Origin of the sequence: Mycobacterium scrofulaceum (assembly GCF_001667885.1) — a bacterium.
Classification (GTDB): domain Bacteria; phylum Actinomycetota; class Actinomycetes; order Mycobacteriales; family Mycobacteriaceae; genus Mycobacterium; species Mycobacterium scrofulaceum_C.
In genome coordinates, this window is record NZ_LZJW01000003.1 from 1 (window position 1) to 17,147 (window position 17,147).

Consider the following 17,147-nt stretch of genomic DNA (forward strand, 5'->3'; position numbering starts at 1 on the left):
CTCGGTGTTGCCGTACATGCCCCACCCGATGCCGATGCCCAGCAGCACCGACACGACGAATGCGGCGGCGAGCACCCCCCAGCCCCCGAGCCTCGGCGGCACCGGCCGGCTCTTGGCGGCGGTCGTCGGCAGGGCACTGCTGTCGGTCTGCAGGTCGCTTACCAGATCCTGCAGGTCGCCGAGCGTGACGGCCTTGGTGGCCGCGCTCACCCGTTCCCGATGCTCCTCCATGGAAAGCTCGCCGTCGTTGAGGGCGTTGTCGAGGATCTTGCAGGCGTCCTGCCGGTTGACGTCTTTGGCGCGGGTGCTCGCCGCCGCATTCGTCGTGTCGGTGCTGCTGGGCATCGGCATCGGGTGGGGCATGTACGGCAACACCGAGTCGCCGCTGGACTTCACCACGGACCCCGGGGCCAAGCCCGACGGAGTCGCCCCGCTCGTGCTGACCCCACCCACCCAATTGCATTCGGTCGGCGGGCTGACGGGCCTGCTCGAGCAAACACGCAAACGTTTCGGCGACACGATGGGCTACCGCATGGTGATCTATCCGACGTACGCGGTGCTCGACCGGCCCGATCCTTCCGACGATCGCCGCGTCCTGGCCTACACCTATCGCGGCGGCTGGGGCGACCCGACGAGCTCCGCGAAAAGTTCCGCGGACGGGCCCTTCCCGGTGGACCTGAGCAAGTTCGACGTCACCGCGACGGTCGGCATCATGCGCGGCGCCCCGCAGACCCTCCACATGAAGCAATCGGACGTCAAGACCGAATACCTCAACATCGAGCCGGCGAGCGACCCGACCACCCCCGGCGCCCTGTCGTTGTCGCTGTACGTCTCCACCGACTACGGTGGTGGTTACATCGTCTTCGCAGGTGACGGCACCGTGAAGCAACTGAACCTGCCGTCTTAACCGCCGGCGAGCCGGCCGGCTGCCGGCGCGATTCGATTCCGCGCACCCGGACTAATAGCTGACGAACATCCGGTGGTGTTGTGGCGAATATATCGAGACGATACGATTACGCGAGGCGTCGAGCCGTCGTAACCAGCCGTGCAAAGGAGGTGATTCGGTGCTTGAGCTCGCCATCCTGGGCCTGCTGATCGAATCGCCGATGCACGGGTACGAGTTGCGCAAAAGGTTGACCGGACTTCTCGGCGCGTTCCGTGCGTTCTCGTACGGTTCGCTGTACCCCGCCCTGCGGCGGATGCAGGCCGAAGGGTTGATCGCCGAAGACGCCGCCCCGGCCGGCACGCCGGTCCGGCGGGCACGGCGCGTCTACCAGCTAACCGACGAGGGCCGTCGGCGCTTCGGTGAGCTGGTGGCCGACACCGGTCCGCACAACTACACCGACGACGGCTTCGGGGTGCACCTGGCGTTCTTCAACCGGACACCGGCGGAGGCGCGCATGCGCATCCTGGAGGGCCGCCGCCGTCAGGTGGAGGAGCGACGGGAAGGCCTGCGTGAAGCCGTGGCGCGGGCCAGCAGCTCGTTCGATCGCTACACCCGCCAACTTCACCAACTGGGGCTCGAGTCCAGCGAGCGCGAAGTGAAGTGGCTCAACGAGCTCATTGCTGCGGAGCGGGCGATGCCCGGCCTCTCCGAGCAGACGTAAAACCCCTGCACGAAATTCATCAGCTGCGACACAGAGTTATGGAGTTAGGAGAACGCCCTTATGAGTGACCAGAACGCGCCAATCGCGTCGACGGAGGTACGAGTCGCCATTGTCGGCGTCGGTAACTGCGCGTCTTCGCTGGTACAGGGCGTCGAGTACTACCAGAACGCCGACGAGAACAGCACCGTGCCCGGTCTGATGCACGTCAAGTTCGGCCAGTACCACGTGCGCGACGTCAAGTTCGTTGCCGCCTTCGACGTGGACGCCAAGAAGGTCGGCTTCGACCTCTCGGACGCGATCTTCGCCTCGGAGAACAACACGATCAAGATCGCCGACGTGCCGCCCACCAACGTGGTGGTGCAGCGCGGCCCCACGCTGGACGGCATCGGCAAGTACTACGCCGACACCATCGAGCTCTCCGACGTCGAGCCGGTCGACGTGGTCAAGGCGCTCAAGGACGCCGAGGTCGACGTGCTGGTGTCCTACCTGCCCGTGGGCTCGGAAGAGGCCGACAAGTTCTACGCCCAGTGCGCGATCGACGCCGGCGTGGCGTTCGTCAACGCGCTGCCGGTGTTCATCGCCTCGGACCCCGTGTGGGCCAAGAAGTTCGCCGACGCGGGCGTGCCGATCGTGGGCGACGACATCAAGAGCCAGGTCGGCGCCACCATCACCCACCGCGTGATGGCGAAGCTGTTCGAGGACCGCGGCGTGCAGCTGGACCGCACCATGCAGCTCAACGTCGGCGGCAACATGGACTTCCTCAACATGCTCGAGCGCGAGCGGCTGGAGTCCAAGAAGATCTCCAAGACGCAGGCCGTCACCTCCAACCTGCAACGCGAGTTCAAGACCAAGGACGTGCACATCGGCCCGTCCGACCACGTCGGCTGGCTCGACGACCGCAAGTGGGCCTACGTGCGGCTGGAGGGCCGCGCGTTCGGTGACGTGCCGCTGAACCTGGAGTACAAGCTCGAGGTCTGGGACTCGCCGAACTCGGCGGGCGTCATCATCGACGCGGTGCGGGCGGCCAAGATCGCCAAGGACCGCGGCATTGGCGGGCCGGTTATCCCGGCCTCGGCCTACCTGATGAAGAGCCCTCCGCAGCAGCTGCCCGACGACGTCGCGCGTGCGCAGCTCGAAGAGTTCATCATCGAGGGCTGACCCAGTTCCACCGATTGTGCGGTGAGGTCGTTTCGGTGACCTCACCGCACTTTCGTTTCCTGCGGGTCTCCTTGTCGCGCCAGCGTGACGGTCGGCGCTGCGGCCGCTAGAACGAATTCATCCCCGTGGCGCTGTGCATGTGCTTAGCATCATCTCTCGATGACCGTGCACCCCGCAGCATTCCTACGCACCACCCTCCCCCTGGACCTGTCCCGGCTGGAGGAGTTGGACAGCGGCCGGTACCACTCGATCTGGCTGCCCGACCACATGGTCAGCTTCTGGCCCGACTCCATCTGGACCCCCGAATTCACCGACCTGGCCACGGCCTCCCCGTCGCCGCACCGCCACCTGGACGGCCTGGCGGTAGCCGCCGCGGCCGCCGTCCTTACGAAGAACGTCCCGCTCGTCAGCGCAGTCGTCGACACCGTGCGCCGCCACCCCAGCATGCTGGCCCAGACGGCGCTCACGATCGACCACCTCGCCAAGGGGCGTTTCATCCTCGGCCTTGGCAGCGGCGAGAGTGAGAACACGCTGCCCTACGGTTTCGACTTCTCCCGGCCGGTCAGCCGCTTCGAGGAAGCCCTTACGGTGATCCGGCTGCTCTGGGAGAGCGACGGCCCGGTCGATTTCGACGGGCGGTTCTACTCGCTGCGCCATGCCCGGCTGGACACCGAACCCTACGGGGGCCGGCCGCCGCAGATCTGGATCGGCGCCAGCGGCCCGCGGATGCTGGATATCGCCGGCCGGTACGCGGAGGGGTGGTGGCCCGCCGGCGCCTGGACACCCGAGCACTACGCCGAAATGCTCGCTGCGGTAAGGCAATCCGCCGAACGCGCCGGCCGCGATCCGCAGTCGATCACACCATGCTTCATCCAGGTGTGTCTGATCGGCGCCGACGAGGACGCCCTCGCCGAGATCCTGCAAGCACCACTGGTCAAGGCGTTCCTGCTGCAGGTATCGGCGGAAACGTTGCGCGGCTTCGGATTCGAACACCCGATGGGTGATCGGTGGCGCGGATTCCAAGACATCGATCCCGCGGTGCTCACCCGCGAACGAATCCTGGAATTCCTCGCCAAGGCGCGGCCGGAAATGGTGCTCGCCGCGGTCCCGCACGGCACGCCGACGAAGGTTGCCAAGATCGTGAAGACATACGTCGACGCGGGACTGCGCGTCCCCAAGATCCTGGACTACGGCGCGATGGCCGGCCTGAGCCACGCCGCCACTTCGGCCGCCAACGTGCGCGCCGCCGAAGACGAGCTGATGCGGCTGTGCGGGGAGCGGTCGTGACGGCGCCCCTGGACGCCGCCCGGCTGCTCGCCGACGCCGAGGCCGAAACCGGACTGCGCGACTATGGCGATCCCACCTTGCCGCAACGCTTTACCGTCGCGGTCGACCATCTCAACGGCCTCGGCATGGACACCGAGGGCAACCGCCAGGCGGCGCAGGTGTGTCGATGGCTGCTGACATCGCGGCTGGAGTTCATCGAAGACCGCAACCGCTACCCGATCGCCGACGAGGTGATCGACGGGCCGATGTTCGTCACGGGCGAACCCCGTTCGGGCACAACGCTCATGCACGCCCTGATGTCCGTTGATCCGCGCGCTCGGGCGCTGCGCTTCTGGGAGGTGATGTATCCGTCACCGCCCCCGGGTGTGGCCGCCCCCGACGATGACCGCAGGGAGCGGGCCGACGCGGATTGGCGCGAGATCAACGCGAAGATGCCCAAGTGGCTGCACAGCCATCCGTACAACGACATGCTGGGCGACGGCCTGCCTGAGGACGAGCGCACCTGGGCGTTCGACTTCCGGGTGATGACACCCACCGCCTGGTGGCGCGTGCCGATGCAGTCGCTGGTCGGCGGCCTGCCCACCGATGCCGCGGCGCAATACCGGCTGCACAAGGCCATGCTGCAACAGCTGCAATATCGCCGGCCCCGAAAATACTGGGTGCTGAAGGGCTTTCACGGTTTCCGCCTCAAGGAACTGTTCGACACCTATCCAGACGGGCACCTGGTGTGGCTGCACCGCGATCCCGTCCAAGTCGCCGCGTCCCGCACGATGATGATGGCCGACATCGCCGAAGGCATCGTGGGTCCGGTCGACCTGCACGCCGAAGCGAAGAAGCACCTCGAGATGACCCGCGCTAGCATCGCCAACACGATGAGCAATCCGCTGGTCGACGATCCCCGTATCCTGCACGTGCGTTACGCCGACTTCGTCGCCGACCACATCGGCACGGTCCGGCGCTACTACGAGTTCTGCGGTCGGGAACTATCGGACGACGCCGAATCGGCGATGCGCGCGTACCTGGTCAACAATCGCGGCGACCGCTACGGGAAATTCACCTACTCCACCCAACTGCTGACCGACATCGGCGAGGACCTCGATGCGCTGCACGCCGAGTTTCGGCCATTCCGAGAACGATTCGGCGTCGCGATCGAGAGCCGCGCCTGACATGACCGGCCCACACCACCGTCTGTCGGTCCACAACGTCACCTTCCAGGGTGAGTCGCTGGCCGAACTGGAAGCTCATTGGGCGGCGCTCGGCGTCTCCCGGCTGAGCATCCTGGACAGCCAACTTCTGGAGCCCCAGTTCCCAATGCTGTTGCACGGCCACGCCTATTCCGTGGAGGCCGTCTACCACCTGTTCGCAGGCGGCAGTCTGTCCAGCGACCCGCACGCCGCCCGCGCCGCGCTGGCGACCGTGATCGACGCCGCCGCCGCCGTGGGAGCCCGCACCGTTTACATGTTGACCGGCGGGCGCGGTGACCTCACCTGGGCGCAGGCGGCCGACCGATTCTGCGCGATGGTCGCTCCCTGCGCGGCGCAAGCCAAGGCGGCCGGGGTGGCGCTGGCCGTCGAGAATGCGTCCAGCCTCTACGCCGACATCCACCTGGCCCACACCCTGCGCGACGCGGTCGCGCTGGCCGAAATGGCCGACCTCAGCCTGTGCATCGACGTGTTTCACTGTTGGGCGGAGGGGGATTTGGCGGAGATGGTGCGGCGGGCACTACCGAGGACCGCGCTGATCCAGCTCAGCGACTATGTGCTTGGCGACCGGGCGCTGCCGGCCAGGGCGGTGCCCGGCGACGGCACGATCCCGCTCGAGGGCTTCGTCGCCCAAGCGCTCGCCGGCGGCTACCGCCACGGTTTCGACCTGGAACTGCTTGGCCCCCGCATCGACCGGGAGGGGCACCTGGAAGCCGCCCAGCGCGCATGCGACGTCGTCAGCGCGATGCTCGACAGGCTCGGTGCGTGAACATGGCCTTCGGCGACGGACCCGACGACGCGGCGCTGCAGCAGGCCTGGACGGAATTCTGCGCGCGGCTGCAGCAAGCGGGCGAGCGGGCCTTCAAGCAGGCCAACCCGGCGTCGGGCACCCATCGGGTCGACGCCTACCGGTTCCTCACTCAAAACCTGGGCCAGGCCTTCGATCTGGCACTCGAAACCCGCAACACCCGCTACCCGGCGCTGCACACCTTCTGTGGCCCGACCCGCAAACTGGGCGGCGACTGCGCCGACTTCACTTACCAGCAAGCGTGGATCGACGGGCAGTCGACGTACCGGCTCACCGGGACCCGCGGCACCGCAAGGTTTTTCAACGTCACGGTGCAGGGCCCGCGTACGCCGGGCCCGGGCGTGCTGCACGAACCGTTCGGTGACACACCGGAGGCCAACCTGCTCGGCCATCAGCTCCAGGTCGGCGACGACGGAGAATTCGAGTTGTACATCGGCGGCCCCGAGCGCGGGCCGAATTGGCTGCCCACCACCACGGGCTCACGAAAGCTGTTCATCCGCCAGGGTTTCGACCGCTGGGAGGAGCTGCCGGCGCAGCTCCGCATCGAACGGACCGACATGGATTCCCCGAAAACGTTGCCCTCGCCACCCGAGATGGTCGAGGCGATGCGCTGGGCCGGTGAGTTCGTGACGGGCCTGATGGCCGACTGGCCCGAGTTCCCCTTCACCTACGGCGGTGTCGACGCCAACCACCCCAACGCCTTCCCTCAAGTCGACGCGACCGATGCCGACGCCAGGCGCGGCCGCGCCGCCGCCAACATGTACTGGGAACTCGCGGACGACGAGGCGCTGATCGTCGAATTCGGCGCCCACGACGGGTTGTGGATGCTGACCAATATGGGCGTCTTCTTCAACAGCATGGATTACCTGTACCGGCCGGTGAGCTACACGCCGAGCCGCACGAAGACCGACGCCGACGGCCGCGTTCGTCTGGTCATGGCTCATCGTGATCCGGGCGTGCACAACTGGCTCGACACCCAAGGCTTTGCCTGCGGCAACCTGACCTACCGGCACATGCTCGAGGGCGAACCCGCCGCGCTGAGCACCCAAGTCGTCAAGCATGGCGAACTGCTCGCCGCCCTACCGGAGGACACCGCGATGGTGAGCCCCGCCGAGCGCACCGCCGCAATGTGGGAACGATTCCACGGGATTCGCCGGCGCTACGTGCTCTAGTTCGATGGTGGCGACCCGCTTCGCCCCGCTCCGCGGCGCTTGCGGTCACCACGAGTTCGATGGCGACGACCCGCTTCGCCCCGCTCCGCGGCGCTTGCGGTCACCACTAGTGTCTAGACCGTGGCCGACATCTCCGAAGACGCACTCGAAGGGCTCGACGAGTTCTCGCTGCTATCCGAGAATGCCGAGCAAGCCGGTGTCACGGGTCCGCTCCCGGACGTGCAACGCGTGGAGGCGGGCGCCGGCGAGGCCAAGATCAGCGGCCTGCGCTGGGGTAGCACTCCCCCTCGGATCGTCTTCCTGCATGGCGGCGGCCAGAACGCCCACACCTGGGACACCGTCATCGTCGGCCTCGGTGAGCCGGCACTGGCTCTGGACCTGCCGGGGCACGGCCATTCGGCATGGCGGGAGGACGGTGACTACTCGCCGCAACTGAACGCCGACGCCCTGCTACCCGCGGTGCGCGAGCACGCGCCCAGCGCCGATCTGGTCGTGGGCATGTCACTCGGTGGGTTGACCGCGATACGGCTGGCCGCCGTGGCGCCCGAACTCGTCACCGAACTCGTCCTGATCGACGTCACCCCGTCGGCCCTGCAGCGCCACTCGGAGATGACCAAGGAACAACAGGGCACCGTGGCGCTGATGCACGGCGAGCGCGAATTCCCCAGCTTCCAGGCCATGCTCGACCTGACGGTCGCCGCGGCACCGCATCGTGAGGTGAAGGCGCTGCGCCGCGGCGTCTTTCACAACTCCCGACGGCTGGACAACGGCAACTGGACCTGGCGCTACGACGCCATCCGCAAGTTCCCCGACTTCGACGTGCTATGGGAGGACGTGGACAGGCTGTCGGCTCCGATCACCCTCATCCGCGGCGGCAACTCGGGATTCGTCAGCGACGACGATGCGGCCGAATTGAGCCGTCGCACAAAGCATTTCCGCACCGCGCACGTTGTGGAAAATTCGGGCCACTCCGTGCAAAGCGACCAGCCGCTGGCCCTGATCGAGCTGCTGCGCGGGGTGCTCGACGCGCGGTGAGCCTACGGTGGTCGCATGGCCTCTGATTTCCCCATCCGCATCGGTGTGCAACTACAACCTCAGCACGCGCCGCAGTACCGCCAAATCCGTGACGCCGTGCGCCGCTGCGAGGACATCGGTGTCGACATCGCGTTCAACTGGGACCACTTCTTTCCCCTCTACGGCGATCCCGACGGCGCGCATTTCGAATGCTGGACCATGCTCGGGGCCTGGGCCGAGCAAACCTCGCGCATTCAGATCGGCGCGCTGGTCACCTGCAACTCCTACCGAAATCCCGAGCTGCTGGCCGACATGGCCCGGACCGTCGACAACATCTGTGACGGCCGGCTCGTGCTGGGCATCGGCTCGGGCTGGAAGCAGAAGGACTACGACGAATACGGCTACGACTTCGGCACCGCGGGCAGCCGGCTGGACGACCTCGCCGGCGCGCTCCCCCGCATCCAGGCGCGGCTGGCCAAGCTGAATCCGCCGCCGACCCGCGACATTCCGATCCTGATCGGCGGGGGCGGGGAGCGTAAGACGCTGCGGCTGGTCGCCGAATACGCCGACATGTGGCACAGCTTCACCTCCGCCGACGAGTTCCCGGCCAAGTCAGACGTCCTGTCCCGGCACTGCGCCGACGTCGACCGCGATCCGGCGAGCATCGAACGCTCGGCCGCCGTGCAGGACCGCGGCGGGCTGGTCGACAACGCCGAGAGGCTCGTCGACCTCGGGGTGACGCTGCTGACCGTCGCGTGTGATGGTCCCGATTACGACCTGGGCGCCGCGGAAGCCCTCTGCCGGTGGCGCGATAGTCGTTAAGACCTTTCGCCGCAAGATTCCTCCGCCAAACGCCGGAAAATACGAGCCAACTCGTGAGAAACTTCTCGCGCTAGTTGGCCGCACCGGGTTTGAAAGAGACTCAATAACGAATGCCGAAGAAATACGGGGTCAAAGAAAAGGACCTGGTTGTTTCGCACATCCTGCACCTCTTGCTGACGGGAAAACTGCGTAGCGGCGACCGCGTCGATCGCAATGAGATCGCGCTGGGGCTGGGGGTAAGCCGCGTTCCCATTCAAGAGGCGCTGGTGCAACTCGAACACGACGGCATTGTCTCCACCCGTTATCACCGGGGGGCGTTCGTGGAGCGGTTCGACGAAGCGACCGTCCTCGAGCATCACGAACTCGAGGGCCTGCTCAACGGCATCGCCTCCGCGCGCGCGGCCACCAGCCCAACCCCGCGGATCCTGGGCCAGCTCGACGCCCTGATGCGATCGCTGCGCGCCGCCAAGGATTCGAGGGCGTTCTGCGACATCGCGGCGGAATACCGGCGAACGATCAACGACGAATACGCCGGACCGCGACTGCACGCCACGATCCGGGCCTCGCAAAACCTGGTGCCCCGGGTGTTCTGGTTGATTTACCAGGGCAGCCGCGAAGAGATCCTCCCGTTTTACGAGGAGGAGACGGCCGCGATCAACCGGCGCGACCCCGAGGCCGCCCGGGCCGCGTGTGTTGGACGCTCGTACCTGATGGCTCAGACGATGCTGGCCGAACTGTCCCGGCGCAGGGTGTTCACCGCACCCGACGACGTGGTCGCGGTGGTGCCGGAACCGCTCGACGTGCTCGCCGACGCCGACGCCGTGAGCGTCGAACCGTCGTTGGCGGTCTAGGGCACGCTTACCCGACGGAGCCGCCGTCGTGTCGATACGGTGGCAGGGATGAATGCGCGCGCGTTCCGACGCCCCCGGCGCCGCGGAAGGCTGTTCGGATTGGCCGCGACGACGGTGTTGGTGTGCGGCATGGCATTAGGTGGCCCGGCCGCGCCCGCGGCCGCCGACTGGAACCAATGCGCGCCCTCCGGCGTGGAGAGCGCAAGGGTCTTGCCCAAAGACCTGACCGAGAGCCAGCCGACGCCGCAAGAAGACCGGGACACGACCAGCTCTGTCGAACCGCTCGGCTCCGTCGACATCGGCGCACTCGGCCTCGGCACGCCCGGCGTGCTGACGGTGGGAACTCTCTCGGACGCCCCGCCCAACATCTGCATCAACCCGACCGGTGAATTCAGCGGCTTCGACAACTTGCTGCTGCGCGCCATCGCCGACAAGCTGCATCTGCAGCTCCGCTTCGTCAGCACCGACTTCTCCGCCTTGTTGGCTCAAGTGGCGTCCCGGCGCTTCGACGTCGGCTCGGCCTCGGTGAAGGCGACCGACCAGCGCCGCCACACCGTCGCATTCACCAATGGCTACGACTTTGGCTTCTACTCCCTCGTGGTGCCCCCCGGCTCGCCGATCCACAAGTTCAGCGACCTGGCGGCCGGCCAGCGCATCGGCGTGGTCCAGGGCACCGTCGAGGAGTCCTACGTCGTCGACACGCTGCATCTGCAACCGGTGAAGTACCCGGGCTTCGCCACCCTGTACGCCAGTCTCAAGACCCGTCAGATCGATGCATGGGTGGCGCCCGGAACGCTCGCCGCGACCGTCATTCGCCCGGGCGACCCCGCCGTGACCGTCGCGAACACTTTCAGCCCAGGCAATTTCGTGGCCTACGCGGTGGCCAAGGAGAACAAGCCGCTGATCGATGCGCTGAACTCCGGGCTGGATGCGGTGATCGCCGACGGCACCTGGGCCAAGCTCTACTGCCAGTGGGTGCCGCGCACGTTGCCGCCCGGCTGGAAACCCGGGTCGAAAGCGGCACCCGCACCGAACTTGCCCGACTTCGCCGCGATCGCCGCGAGCCAGCACCGCACCGCGACGGGACCGGCCGCCCCCAAATCGACCCTGGCCCAATTGCGTGATTCGTTCTTCGACTGGGAGATGTACCGACGAGCCATCCCCGTTCTGCTCACGACCGGGCTACCCAACACGCTGATCCTGACCAATAGCGCCATCGTGATCGGCCTCGCGCTCGGGATGGTGCTGGCCATGGCGGGAATCTCGCACCGGCGTTGGCTGCGCTGGCCGGCGCGGGTGTACACCGATATCTTTCGGGGCCTGCCCGAAGTGGTGATCATCCTGCTGATCGGGATGGGCATCGGGCCGTTGGTCGGCGGGCTGACCAACAAGAACCCCTATCCCCTGGGAATCGCGGCGTTGGGATTGATGGCCGCCGCCTACATCGGTGAAATCCTGCGCTCGGGAATCCAAAGCGTGGACCCCGGCCAGTTGGAGGCCGCCCGCGCGCTGGGATTCAGTTACACGACCGCGATGCGGTTGGTGGTGGTGCCGCAGGGAATACGGCGCGTGCTGCCTGCGCTGGTCAATCAATTCATCGGGCTGCTCAAGGCATCCGCCTTGGTGTACTTCCTCGGCCTGATCGCCGATCAGCGCGAGCTTTTCCAGGTCGGCCGCGACTTGAACGCCCAGACCGGCAGCCTGTCGCCGTTGGTGGCCGCGGGCCTCTTCTACTTGATATTGACCATTCCGTTAACGCATTTGGTGAATTACATCGACGCGCGCCTGCGCCGTGGTCGGGGCACCCCCGACCCGGACGACACTTCGGGCATGCTCACGACGACGTTCGGGCAGGAGATCACGTGAGCGCGGCGCATGCGCCAGTATCGCTGGCCGCCAAAGACATTCACCAGACCCTTGGCGGGAACAAGGTGCTGCGGGGCGTCGATTTCGAGGCCCCGGCCGGAACCACCGTCGCCGTCATCGGCCCGTCCGGATCGGGCAAGTCGACGCTGCTGCGCACCTTGAACAGGCTGCACGAACCGGACAGCGGCGACATCCTGTTGGACGGCCGATCGGTGTTGCGCGACGACCCCAACAAACTCCGCCAGCGCATTGGCATGGTGTTTCAGCATTTCAACCTTTTCCCGCACCTGAGTGTGCTGAAAAACGTAGCGATGGCGCCGCGCAAGTTGCACCGCCTGCCCGCCGACGAAGCCCGCGACTTGGCCCTGGCCCAATTGGAGCGAGTTGGCCTGAAGCACAAGGCCGATGCGCGGCCCGGCATGTTGTCCGGCGGTCAGCAACAACGGGTCGCGATCGCCCGCGCGCTGGCCATGGCGCCGCAGGTGATGTTCTTCGACGAGGCGACTTCTGCGCTGGATCCCGAAATGGTGAAAGGGATTCTGCAACTCATCGCCGACCTCGGCGCCGACGGCATGACGATGATCGTTGTCACCCACGAAATGGGTTTCGCCCGCTCGGCATCCGACACGGTGGTCTTCATGGATCGGGGCAAGGTCGTGGAATCCGGCCCTCCGGAGCAGATTTTCGAGGCCGCGCAGACCGAACGTTTACAGCGATTCCTGTCCCAGGTACTTTGACCGCCCCATCACTACTATTTAGTAGGCTTAGCTACCTTGTACCCGCCTGATATCGCGTTAGACTCCCCGGTTATGGCGGACAGCGAATCCACCGCGGCCGATGTGACCGAGCTTGCGGAAGGTTTGCACCGTGCGCTGTCCAAATTGTTTTCGATTTTGCGTCGCGGCGACCCGAGCGGCACCGCGGCCGCGGGCGAACTGACGCTGGCGCAACTGTCGATTTTGGTGACCTTGCTGGATCAGGGCCCGATTCGGATGACGGATCTGGCGGCCCACGAACGGGTGCGTACTCCCACCACCACTGTGGCGATCCGCCGGCTGGAAAAGCTCGGTCTGGTGAAGCGCTCGCGTGATCCGTCCGATCTGCGGGCGGTGCTGGTCGACATCACCCCACGCGGACGGGCCGTCCACGGCGAGTCCCTGGCCAACCGACGCGCCTCCCTGGCGGCGATGCTCAGTCAACTGCCGCCCGCCGACCTGGACACCCTGATGCAGGCGCTGGCCCCGCTGGAGCGGCTGGCCTCCGGTGAACCGGCCCCCGGACCCGCGGGCGAGCCGGCGGCGGCCGCTAACGAAGCCTGAAAACACCTGCCCGACAAGAGATTTGCTGGCGCCCGTAGACTGCAATACATGCCAACTGCACTCATCACCGGCGCAGGCGGCGGCATCGGTGCCGCAATCGCCACCGCGCTGGCCCCCACCCACACGCTGCTGCTGGCCGGTCGGCCGTCCGACCGGCTCGACGCCGTCGCGGAGCGGCTCGACGCGACGACCTTTCCGCTGGACCTGACCGACCCTTCCGAGATCGAGGCCACCTGCGAGGTCGTGGATGAACTCGACGTGCTGGTGCACAACGCCGGTGTGTCCTTCCCCGGTCATGTCGCGGAGTCCACCGTGGATGAGTGGCGCGCCACCTTCGCCGTCAATGTGCTTGGGCCGGTGGAACTTACGTTGGTGCTGCTGCCGGCCCTGCGACGCGCCCGCGGGCAGGTGGTCTTCATCAACTCCGGTGCGGGGCGCAACGTCTCACCCGGGATGGCCTCGTACTCGGCGAGCAAGTTCGCGTTGCGCGCCTTCGCCGACTCGCTGCGCGCCGACGAACCGCAGCTGCGGGTGACTACGGTCTATCCCGGCCGCACCGACACCGAAATGCAGCGCGAACTCGTCGCATTCGAGGGCGGCGCGTACGACCCCGCCAAGTTTCTCAAGCCAGAGACGGTCGCGACCACGGTGGCCAACGTGGTGGCCACTCCCCCGGACGGTCACGTCCACGAGATCGTGCTGCGGCCCGCGGGCCGGTGACTCGGGTCCTCGGCTAGACGACCAGGTTGACCAGCCGGCCGGGGACGACGATCACCTTGCGCGGATTGGCGCCCGCCAGAAACGCCTGGACCTTCTCGTCCGACAATGCCGCGGCCTTCAGCGTGTCTTGGTCGGCGTCGGCGGCAACCACCACGCGCCCCCGCACCTTGCCGTTGACCTGGACCGGGTATTCGACGCTGTCGTCGACCAGGTAGGCCGGGTCGGCGTGCGGGAACGGGCCGTGCGCCAGCGACGTGCCGTGGCCCAGCCGCAGCCATAGTTCCTCGGCCATGTGCGGGGCCAGCGGCGCAAGCATCAGCACCAGCGGCTCGACCGCCGCGCGCGGTACCGCGTCGCGATGCTCCTTGGTCAGGTGGTTCGTGTACTCGATCAGCTTGGCCACCGCCGTGTTATTCCGCAGTGCCGCATAGTCTTCCGAAACACCCGCAATGGTGCGGTGCAGTGCTCGCAGGGTGTCGTTCTCGAGCTCTTGCTGCCCGGCCACATCGACCACCCGGGTCGCGCCGGTCTGCTCGTCCACCACCAGCCGCCACACCCGTTGCAGGAAGCGATGCGCCCCGACGACATCCTTAGTGGCCCACGGGCGGGAGGCTTCCAAGGGTCCCATCGACATCTCGTACACCCGCAACGTGTCCGCGCCGTACTCGTCGCAGATCTCGTCAGGCGAAATCGAATTCTTCAGGCTCTTACCGATTTTGCCGAATTCCTGGAAGACCTCGATCTCGCCGTCGGGTGACGGATAGAAGAAGCGGCCGCCGCGTTCGACCACCTCGTCGGCGGGGACATAGGAGCCGCGCGAGTCGGTGTAGGCGAAGGCTTGAATGTAGCCCTGGTTGACCAGGCGCCGGTACGGTTCCTTCGAGGTGATGTGCCCGAGGTCGTACAAGACCTTGTGCCAGAACCGCGCGTACAGCAGGTGCAGCACCGCATGTTCGGCGCCTCCGACGTACAGATCGACACCGCCGGGGTCCTGCGGGCCGTGCTCATCGGGCCGAGGACCCATCCAATACGCTTCGTTCTCCTTGGCGCACAACCGCTCCGAGTTGTACGGATCGGTGTAGCGCAGTTCGTACCAGGAGCTGCCGGCCCACTGCGGCATCACGTTGGTGTCGCGGGTGTAGGGTTGCAGGCCGTCGCCCAGGTCCAACTCGACGTGGACCCACTCGGTCGCCTTGGCCAGCGGAGGTGACGGTTCGCTGGCGGCGTCGTCGGGGTCGAACAGCACCGGCGAGTAGTCCGGCACGTCGGGCAACTCGACCGGCAGCGCCGCTTCGTCGAGCGCGTGGGCGCGCCCGTCACTGTCGTAGACGATCGGGAACGGCTCGCCCCAGTAACGCTGCCGGGCGAAAAGCCAGTCCCGGAGCTTGAATTCGATCCGACCCCAGCCGCGGCCGTCCGCCTCCAGGCGCGCGGTGATCGCCTCCTTCGCCGCCGAGACGTCCATCCCGTCGAGGTAACCGGAATTGACCAGCACACCGTCGCCGGCGTAGGCGCCCTCCGAAATATCACCCCCGGCAATGACTTCCACGATCGGCAGCCCGAACTCGTGGGCAAAATCCCAGTCGCGCTGGTCGTGGCCGGGGACCGCCATGATGGCGCCCGTGCCGTACCCGGCCAGCACGTAGTCGGCGATGAAGATCGGCACTGGCTCGCCGTTGGCGGGGTTGGTCGCGTAGCTGCCTAGGAAGACGCCGGTCTTCTCCCTGCTCTCCTGCCGCTCGAGGTCCGACTTCGCCGCGATCGCCTGCCGGTAACCGGCGACGGCCTCCCCCGGCGTCGCGGCGCCGTAGCTCCACCGCGGGTCGGTCCCCTCTGGCCAGCTGGCCGCAACGAGCCCGTCGACCAGGTCGTGCTCGGGAGCGAGCACCAGGTAGGTGGCGCCGAACATCGTGTCCGGCCGCGTGGTGAAGACCTCGATGTCGACCGTCTCGCCGTTGGTGTTGCGCGCCGAGAACAGTGCCCGGGTTCCGATGGAGCGGCCGATCCAGTTGCGCTGCATGGTTTTGACCGGTTCCGGCCAGTCCAGCAGTTCCAGGTCGTCGAGCAGCCGGTCGGCGTAGGCCGTGATCCGCATCATCCACTGCCGCAACCGTTTCCGGAACACCGGGAAGTTGCCGCGATCGCTGCGGCCGTCGGCGGTCACCTCTTCATTGGCCAGCACCGTGCCCAGGCCCGGACACCAGTTCACCATCGAGTCGGCGCGGTAGACCAATCGATGGCTGTCGATCACGTCGGCGCGCTCCCCCGCCGACAGCGCAGACCACTCGCGGCCGTCTTCGAGTTGCCTTTCGCCGGAATCGAATTCCGCGATCAGCTCGGCAATCGGGCGGGCCTTGCGGGCCTCGGTGTCAAACCAGGCGTTGTAAATCTGCAGGAAGATCCACTGCGTCCACTTGTAGAACTCGACGTCGGTGGTCGAAAAGCTGCGCCGGCTGTCGTGGCCGAGACCCAGCCGGCCGAGCTGACGTCGGAAGTTCACGACGTTGGCCTCGGTGCGGGTGCGCGGATGGGTGCCGGTCTGCACGGCGTATTGCTCGGCGGGCAGCCCGAAGGAGTCGAACCCCAACGCGTGCAGGACGTTGCGCCCGATCATCCGGAAGTAGCGGGCGTACACGTCGGTGGCGATGTAGCCCAGCGGGTGGCCGACGTGCAGCCCCTCGCCGGAGGGGTACGGAAACATGTCCTGCACAAACAGCTTGTCGGCGGGGACCGGCGTCCCATCCGTGGGGGCCAACGAGCCGACCGGGTTGGGCACGTTGAACGTCCCGTGCTGCGCCCAATTCTCCTGCCACTTGCTTTCGATTCGGCCCGCCAGCGCCGCGGTGTAACGAAACGTCGGCGCGTCGGAGTCCGTCTGGACGGCGCCGGGGTTGCTCTCGGCGGCAGTGGTCGGGGATTCGGTCACCTGAACAGGGTATAAGGCAACCCCCGGCCGCCCGCCGGGCCACAGGATGGTCTCGGTTCCGTTGCGCACCGATCAGAGGTTCATCCCAGCTCGATTTCGAGCCTATTCACGGGCTTTGACCTGTAGTTACAGTCGGCCTCTGACAAGCCTGCTGGCAGTGCGCAATGGAACCGAGACCATCCTGTGGCCCGCACGTTGGGGTCGGGGACCTGGGTCCAACGGGCCGGCACCGGCAGGGTGATGTCGAGTGCCTTGAGCCCGTCGGGCTTCTGCGCCTCGAGCTTGACCCCCTTCGACTGCAGATACTCGCGGATCATCCCGGAAGTAGCGGGCGTACACGTCGGTGGCGATGTAGCCCAGCGGGTGGCCGACGTGCAGCCCCTCGCCGGAGGGGT

At 66.8% G+C, this 17,147-nt stretch carries 15 protein-coding genes and 3 pseudogenes; 14 read left to right on the forward strand and 4 right to left on the reverse strand.

The window, feature by feature from the left end:
* The coding region (locus A5681_RS00375) for a DUF1707 SHOCT-like domain-containing protein (protein ID WP_231996181.1) at positions 1-345 on the reverse strand (345 nt) is incomplete at its 3' end.
* Between A5681_RS00375 and A5681_RS00380 the strand changes: the two are divergent.
* From A5681_RS00380 to A5681_RS00445, 14 genes and pseudogenes are all read left to right on the forward strand, one after another.
* Positions 308-907, forward strand: a pseudogene (locus A5681_RS00380) (hypothetical protein); the annotation flags it as partial. The gene A5681_RS00375 and the pseudogene A5681_RS00380 overlap by 38 nt on opposite strands.
* A 157-nt stretch (positions 908-1,064) precedes the next feature.
* Complete coding sequence (locus tag A5681_RS00385; protein ID WP_003874738.1) at positions 1,065-1,607, forward strand: PadR family transcriptional regulator; 543 nt, start codon at positions 1,065-1,067, stop codon at positions 1,605-1,607.
* A gap of 60 nt (positions 1,608-1,667) precedes the next feature.
* On the forward strand, positions 1,668-2,765 hold the full coding sequence (locus A5681_RS00390; RefSeq protein ID WP_067268555.1) for an inositol-3-phosphate synthase: 1,098 nt from the start codon (positions 1,668-1,670) through the stop codon (positions 2,763-2,765).
* A gap of 159 nt (positions 2,766-2,924) precedes the next feature.
* The gene (locus A5681_RS00395; protein WP_067268557.1) at positions 2,925-4,052 is read left to right on the forward strand and encodes an LLM class flavin-dependent oxidoreductase; all 1,128 of its coding nucleotides are present in this window, start codon (positions 2,925-2,927) and stop codon (positions 4,050-4,052) included.
* Entirely contained in the window at positions 4,049-5,218 is a 1,170-nt protein-coding gene (locus A5681_RS00400) for a sulfotransferase family protein (protein ID WP_067268581.1), read from the forward strand. The genes A5681_RS00395 and A5681_RS00400 overlap by 4 nt, the downstream gene beginning before the upstream one ends.
* 1 nt (position 5,219) lies before the next feature.
* Positions 5,220-6,023, forward strand: a complete 804-nt coding sequence (locus A5681_RS00405) for a sugar phosphate isomerase/epimerase family protein (protein WP_067268559.1) — start codon at positions 5,220-5,222, stop codon at positions 6,021-6,023.
* A gap of 2 nt (positions 6,024-6,025) precedes the next feature.
* A complete protein-coding gene (locus tag A5681_RS00410) occupies positions 6,026-7,234 on the forward strand; it encodes a DUF1214 domain-containing protein (RefSeq protein WP_067268561.1) in 1,209 nt (402 codons plus the stop codon).
* A gap of 120 nt (positions 7,235-7,354) precedes the next feature.
* Positions 7,355-8,269, forward strand: a complete 915-nt coding sequence (locus A5681_RS00415) for an alpha/beta fold hydrolase (RefSeq protein ID WP_067268564.1) — start codon at positions 7,355-7,357, stop codon at positions 8,267-8,269.
* Between the two features lie 15 nt (positions 8,270-8,284).
* Positions 8,285-9,070, forward strand: a complete 786-nt coding sequence (locus tag A5681_RS00420; protein WP_067268566.1) for an LLM class F420-dependent oxidoreductase — start codon at positions 8,285-8,287, stop codon at positions 9,068-9,070.
* A 110-nt stretch (positions 9,071-9,180) separates the two neighbouring features.
* On the forward strand, positions 9,181-9,921 hold the full coding sequence (locus A5681_RS00425; RefSeq protein ID WP_067268569.1) for a GntR family transcriptional regulator: 741 nt from the start codon (positions 9,181-9,183) through the stop codon (positions 9,919-9,921).
* 48 nt (positions 9,922-9,969) lie between these two features.
* Complete coding sequence (locus A5681_RS00430; RefSeq protein WP_067268572.1) at positions 9,970-11,787, forward strand: ABC transporter substrate-binding protein/permease; 1,818 nt, start codon at positions 9,970-9,972, stop codon at positions 11,785-11,787.
* Entirely contained in the window at positions 11,784-12,524 is a 741-nt protein-coding gene (locus A5681_RS00435; protein ID WP_067268575.1) for an amino acid ABC transporter ATP-binding protein, read from the forward strand. The genes A5681_RS00430 and A5681_RS00435 overlap by 4 nt, the downstream gene beginning before the upstream one ends.
* A gap of 72 nt (positions 12,525-12,596) precedes the next feature.
* Positions 12,597-13,106: a MarR family winged helix-turn-helix transcriptional regulator gene (locus A5681_RS00440; RefSeq protein ID WP_067268577.1), complete on the forward strand. Its 510-nt coding sequence runs from the start codon at positions 12,597-12,599 to the stop codon at positions 13,104-13,106.
* 48 nt (positions 13,107-13,154) lie between these two features.
* Positions 13,155-13,826, forward strand: coding sequence for an SDR family oxidoreductase (locus A5681_RS00445; RefSeq protein WP_067268579.1), 672 nt, complete (start codon positions 13,155-13,157; stop codon positions 13,824-13,826).
* A 13-nt stretch (positions 13,827-13,839) separates the two neighbouring features.
* Here the strand turns inward: A5681_RS00445 and leuS are convergent, their stop codons facing one another.
* The 3 genes and pseudogenes from leuS to A5681_RS28095 all read right to left on the reverse strand — a co-directional run.
* Positions 13,840-16,752, reverse strand: coding sequence for a leucine--tRNA ligase (gene leuS, locus A5681_RS00450; protein WP_067268582.1), 2,913 nt, complete (start codon positions 16,750-16,752; stop codon positions 13,840-13,842).
* A gap of 191 nt (positions 16,753-16,943) precedes the next feature.
* Positions 16,944-17,099 (reverse strand): annotated as a pseudogene (locus A5681_RS26215) (LpqN/LpqT family lipoprotein); the annotation flags it as partial.
* Positions 17,071-17,147 (reverse strand): annotated as a pseudogene (locus tag A5681_RS28095) (hypothetical protein); the annotation flags it as partial. The pseudogenes A5681_RS26215 and A5681_RS28095, both read right to left, overlap by 29 nt.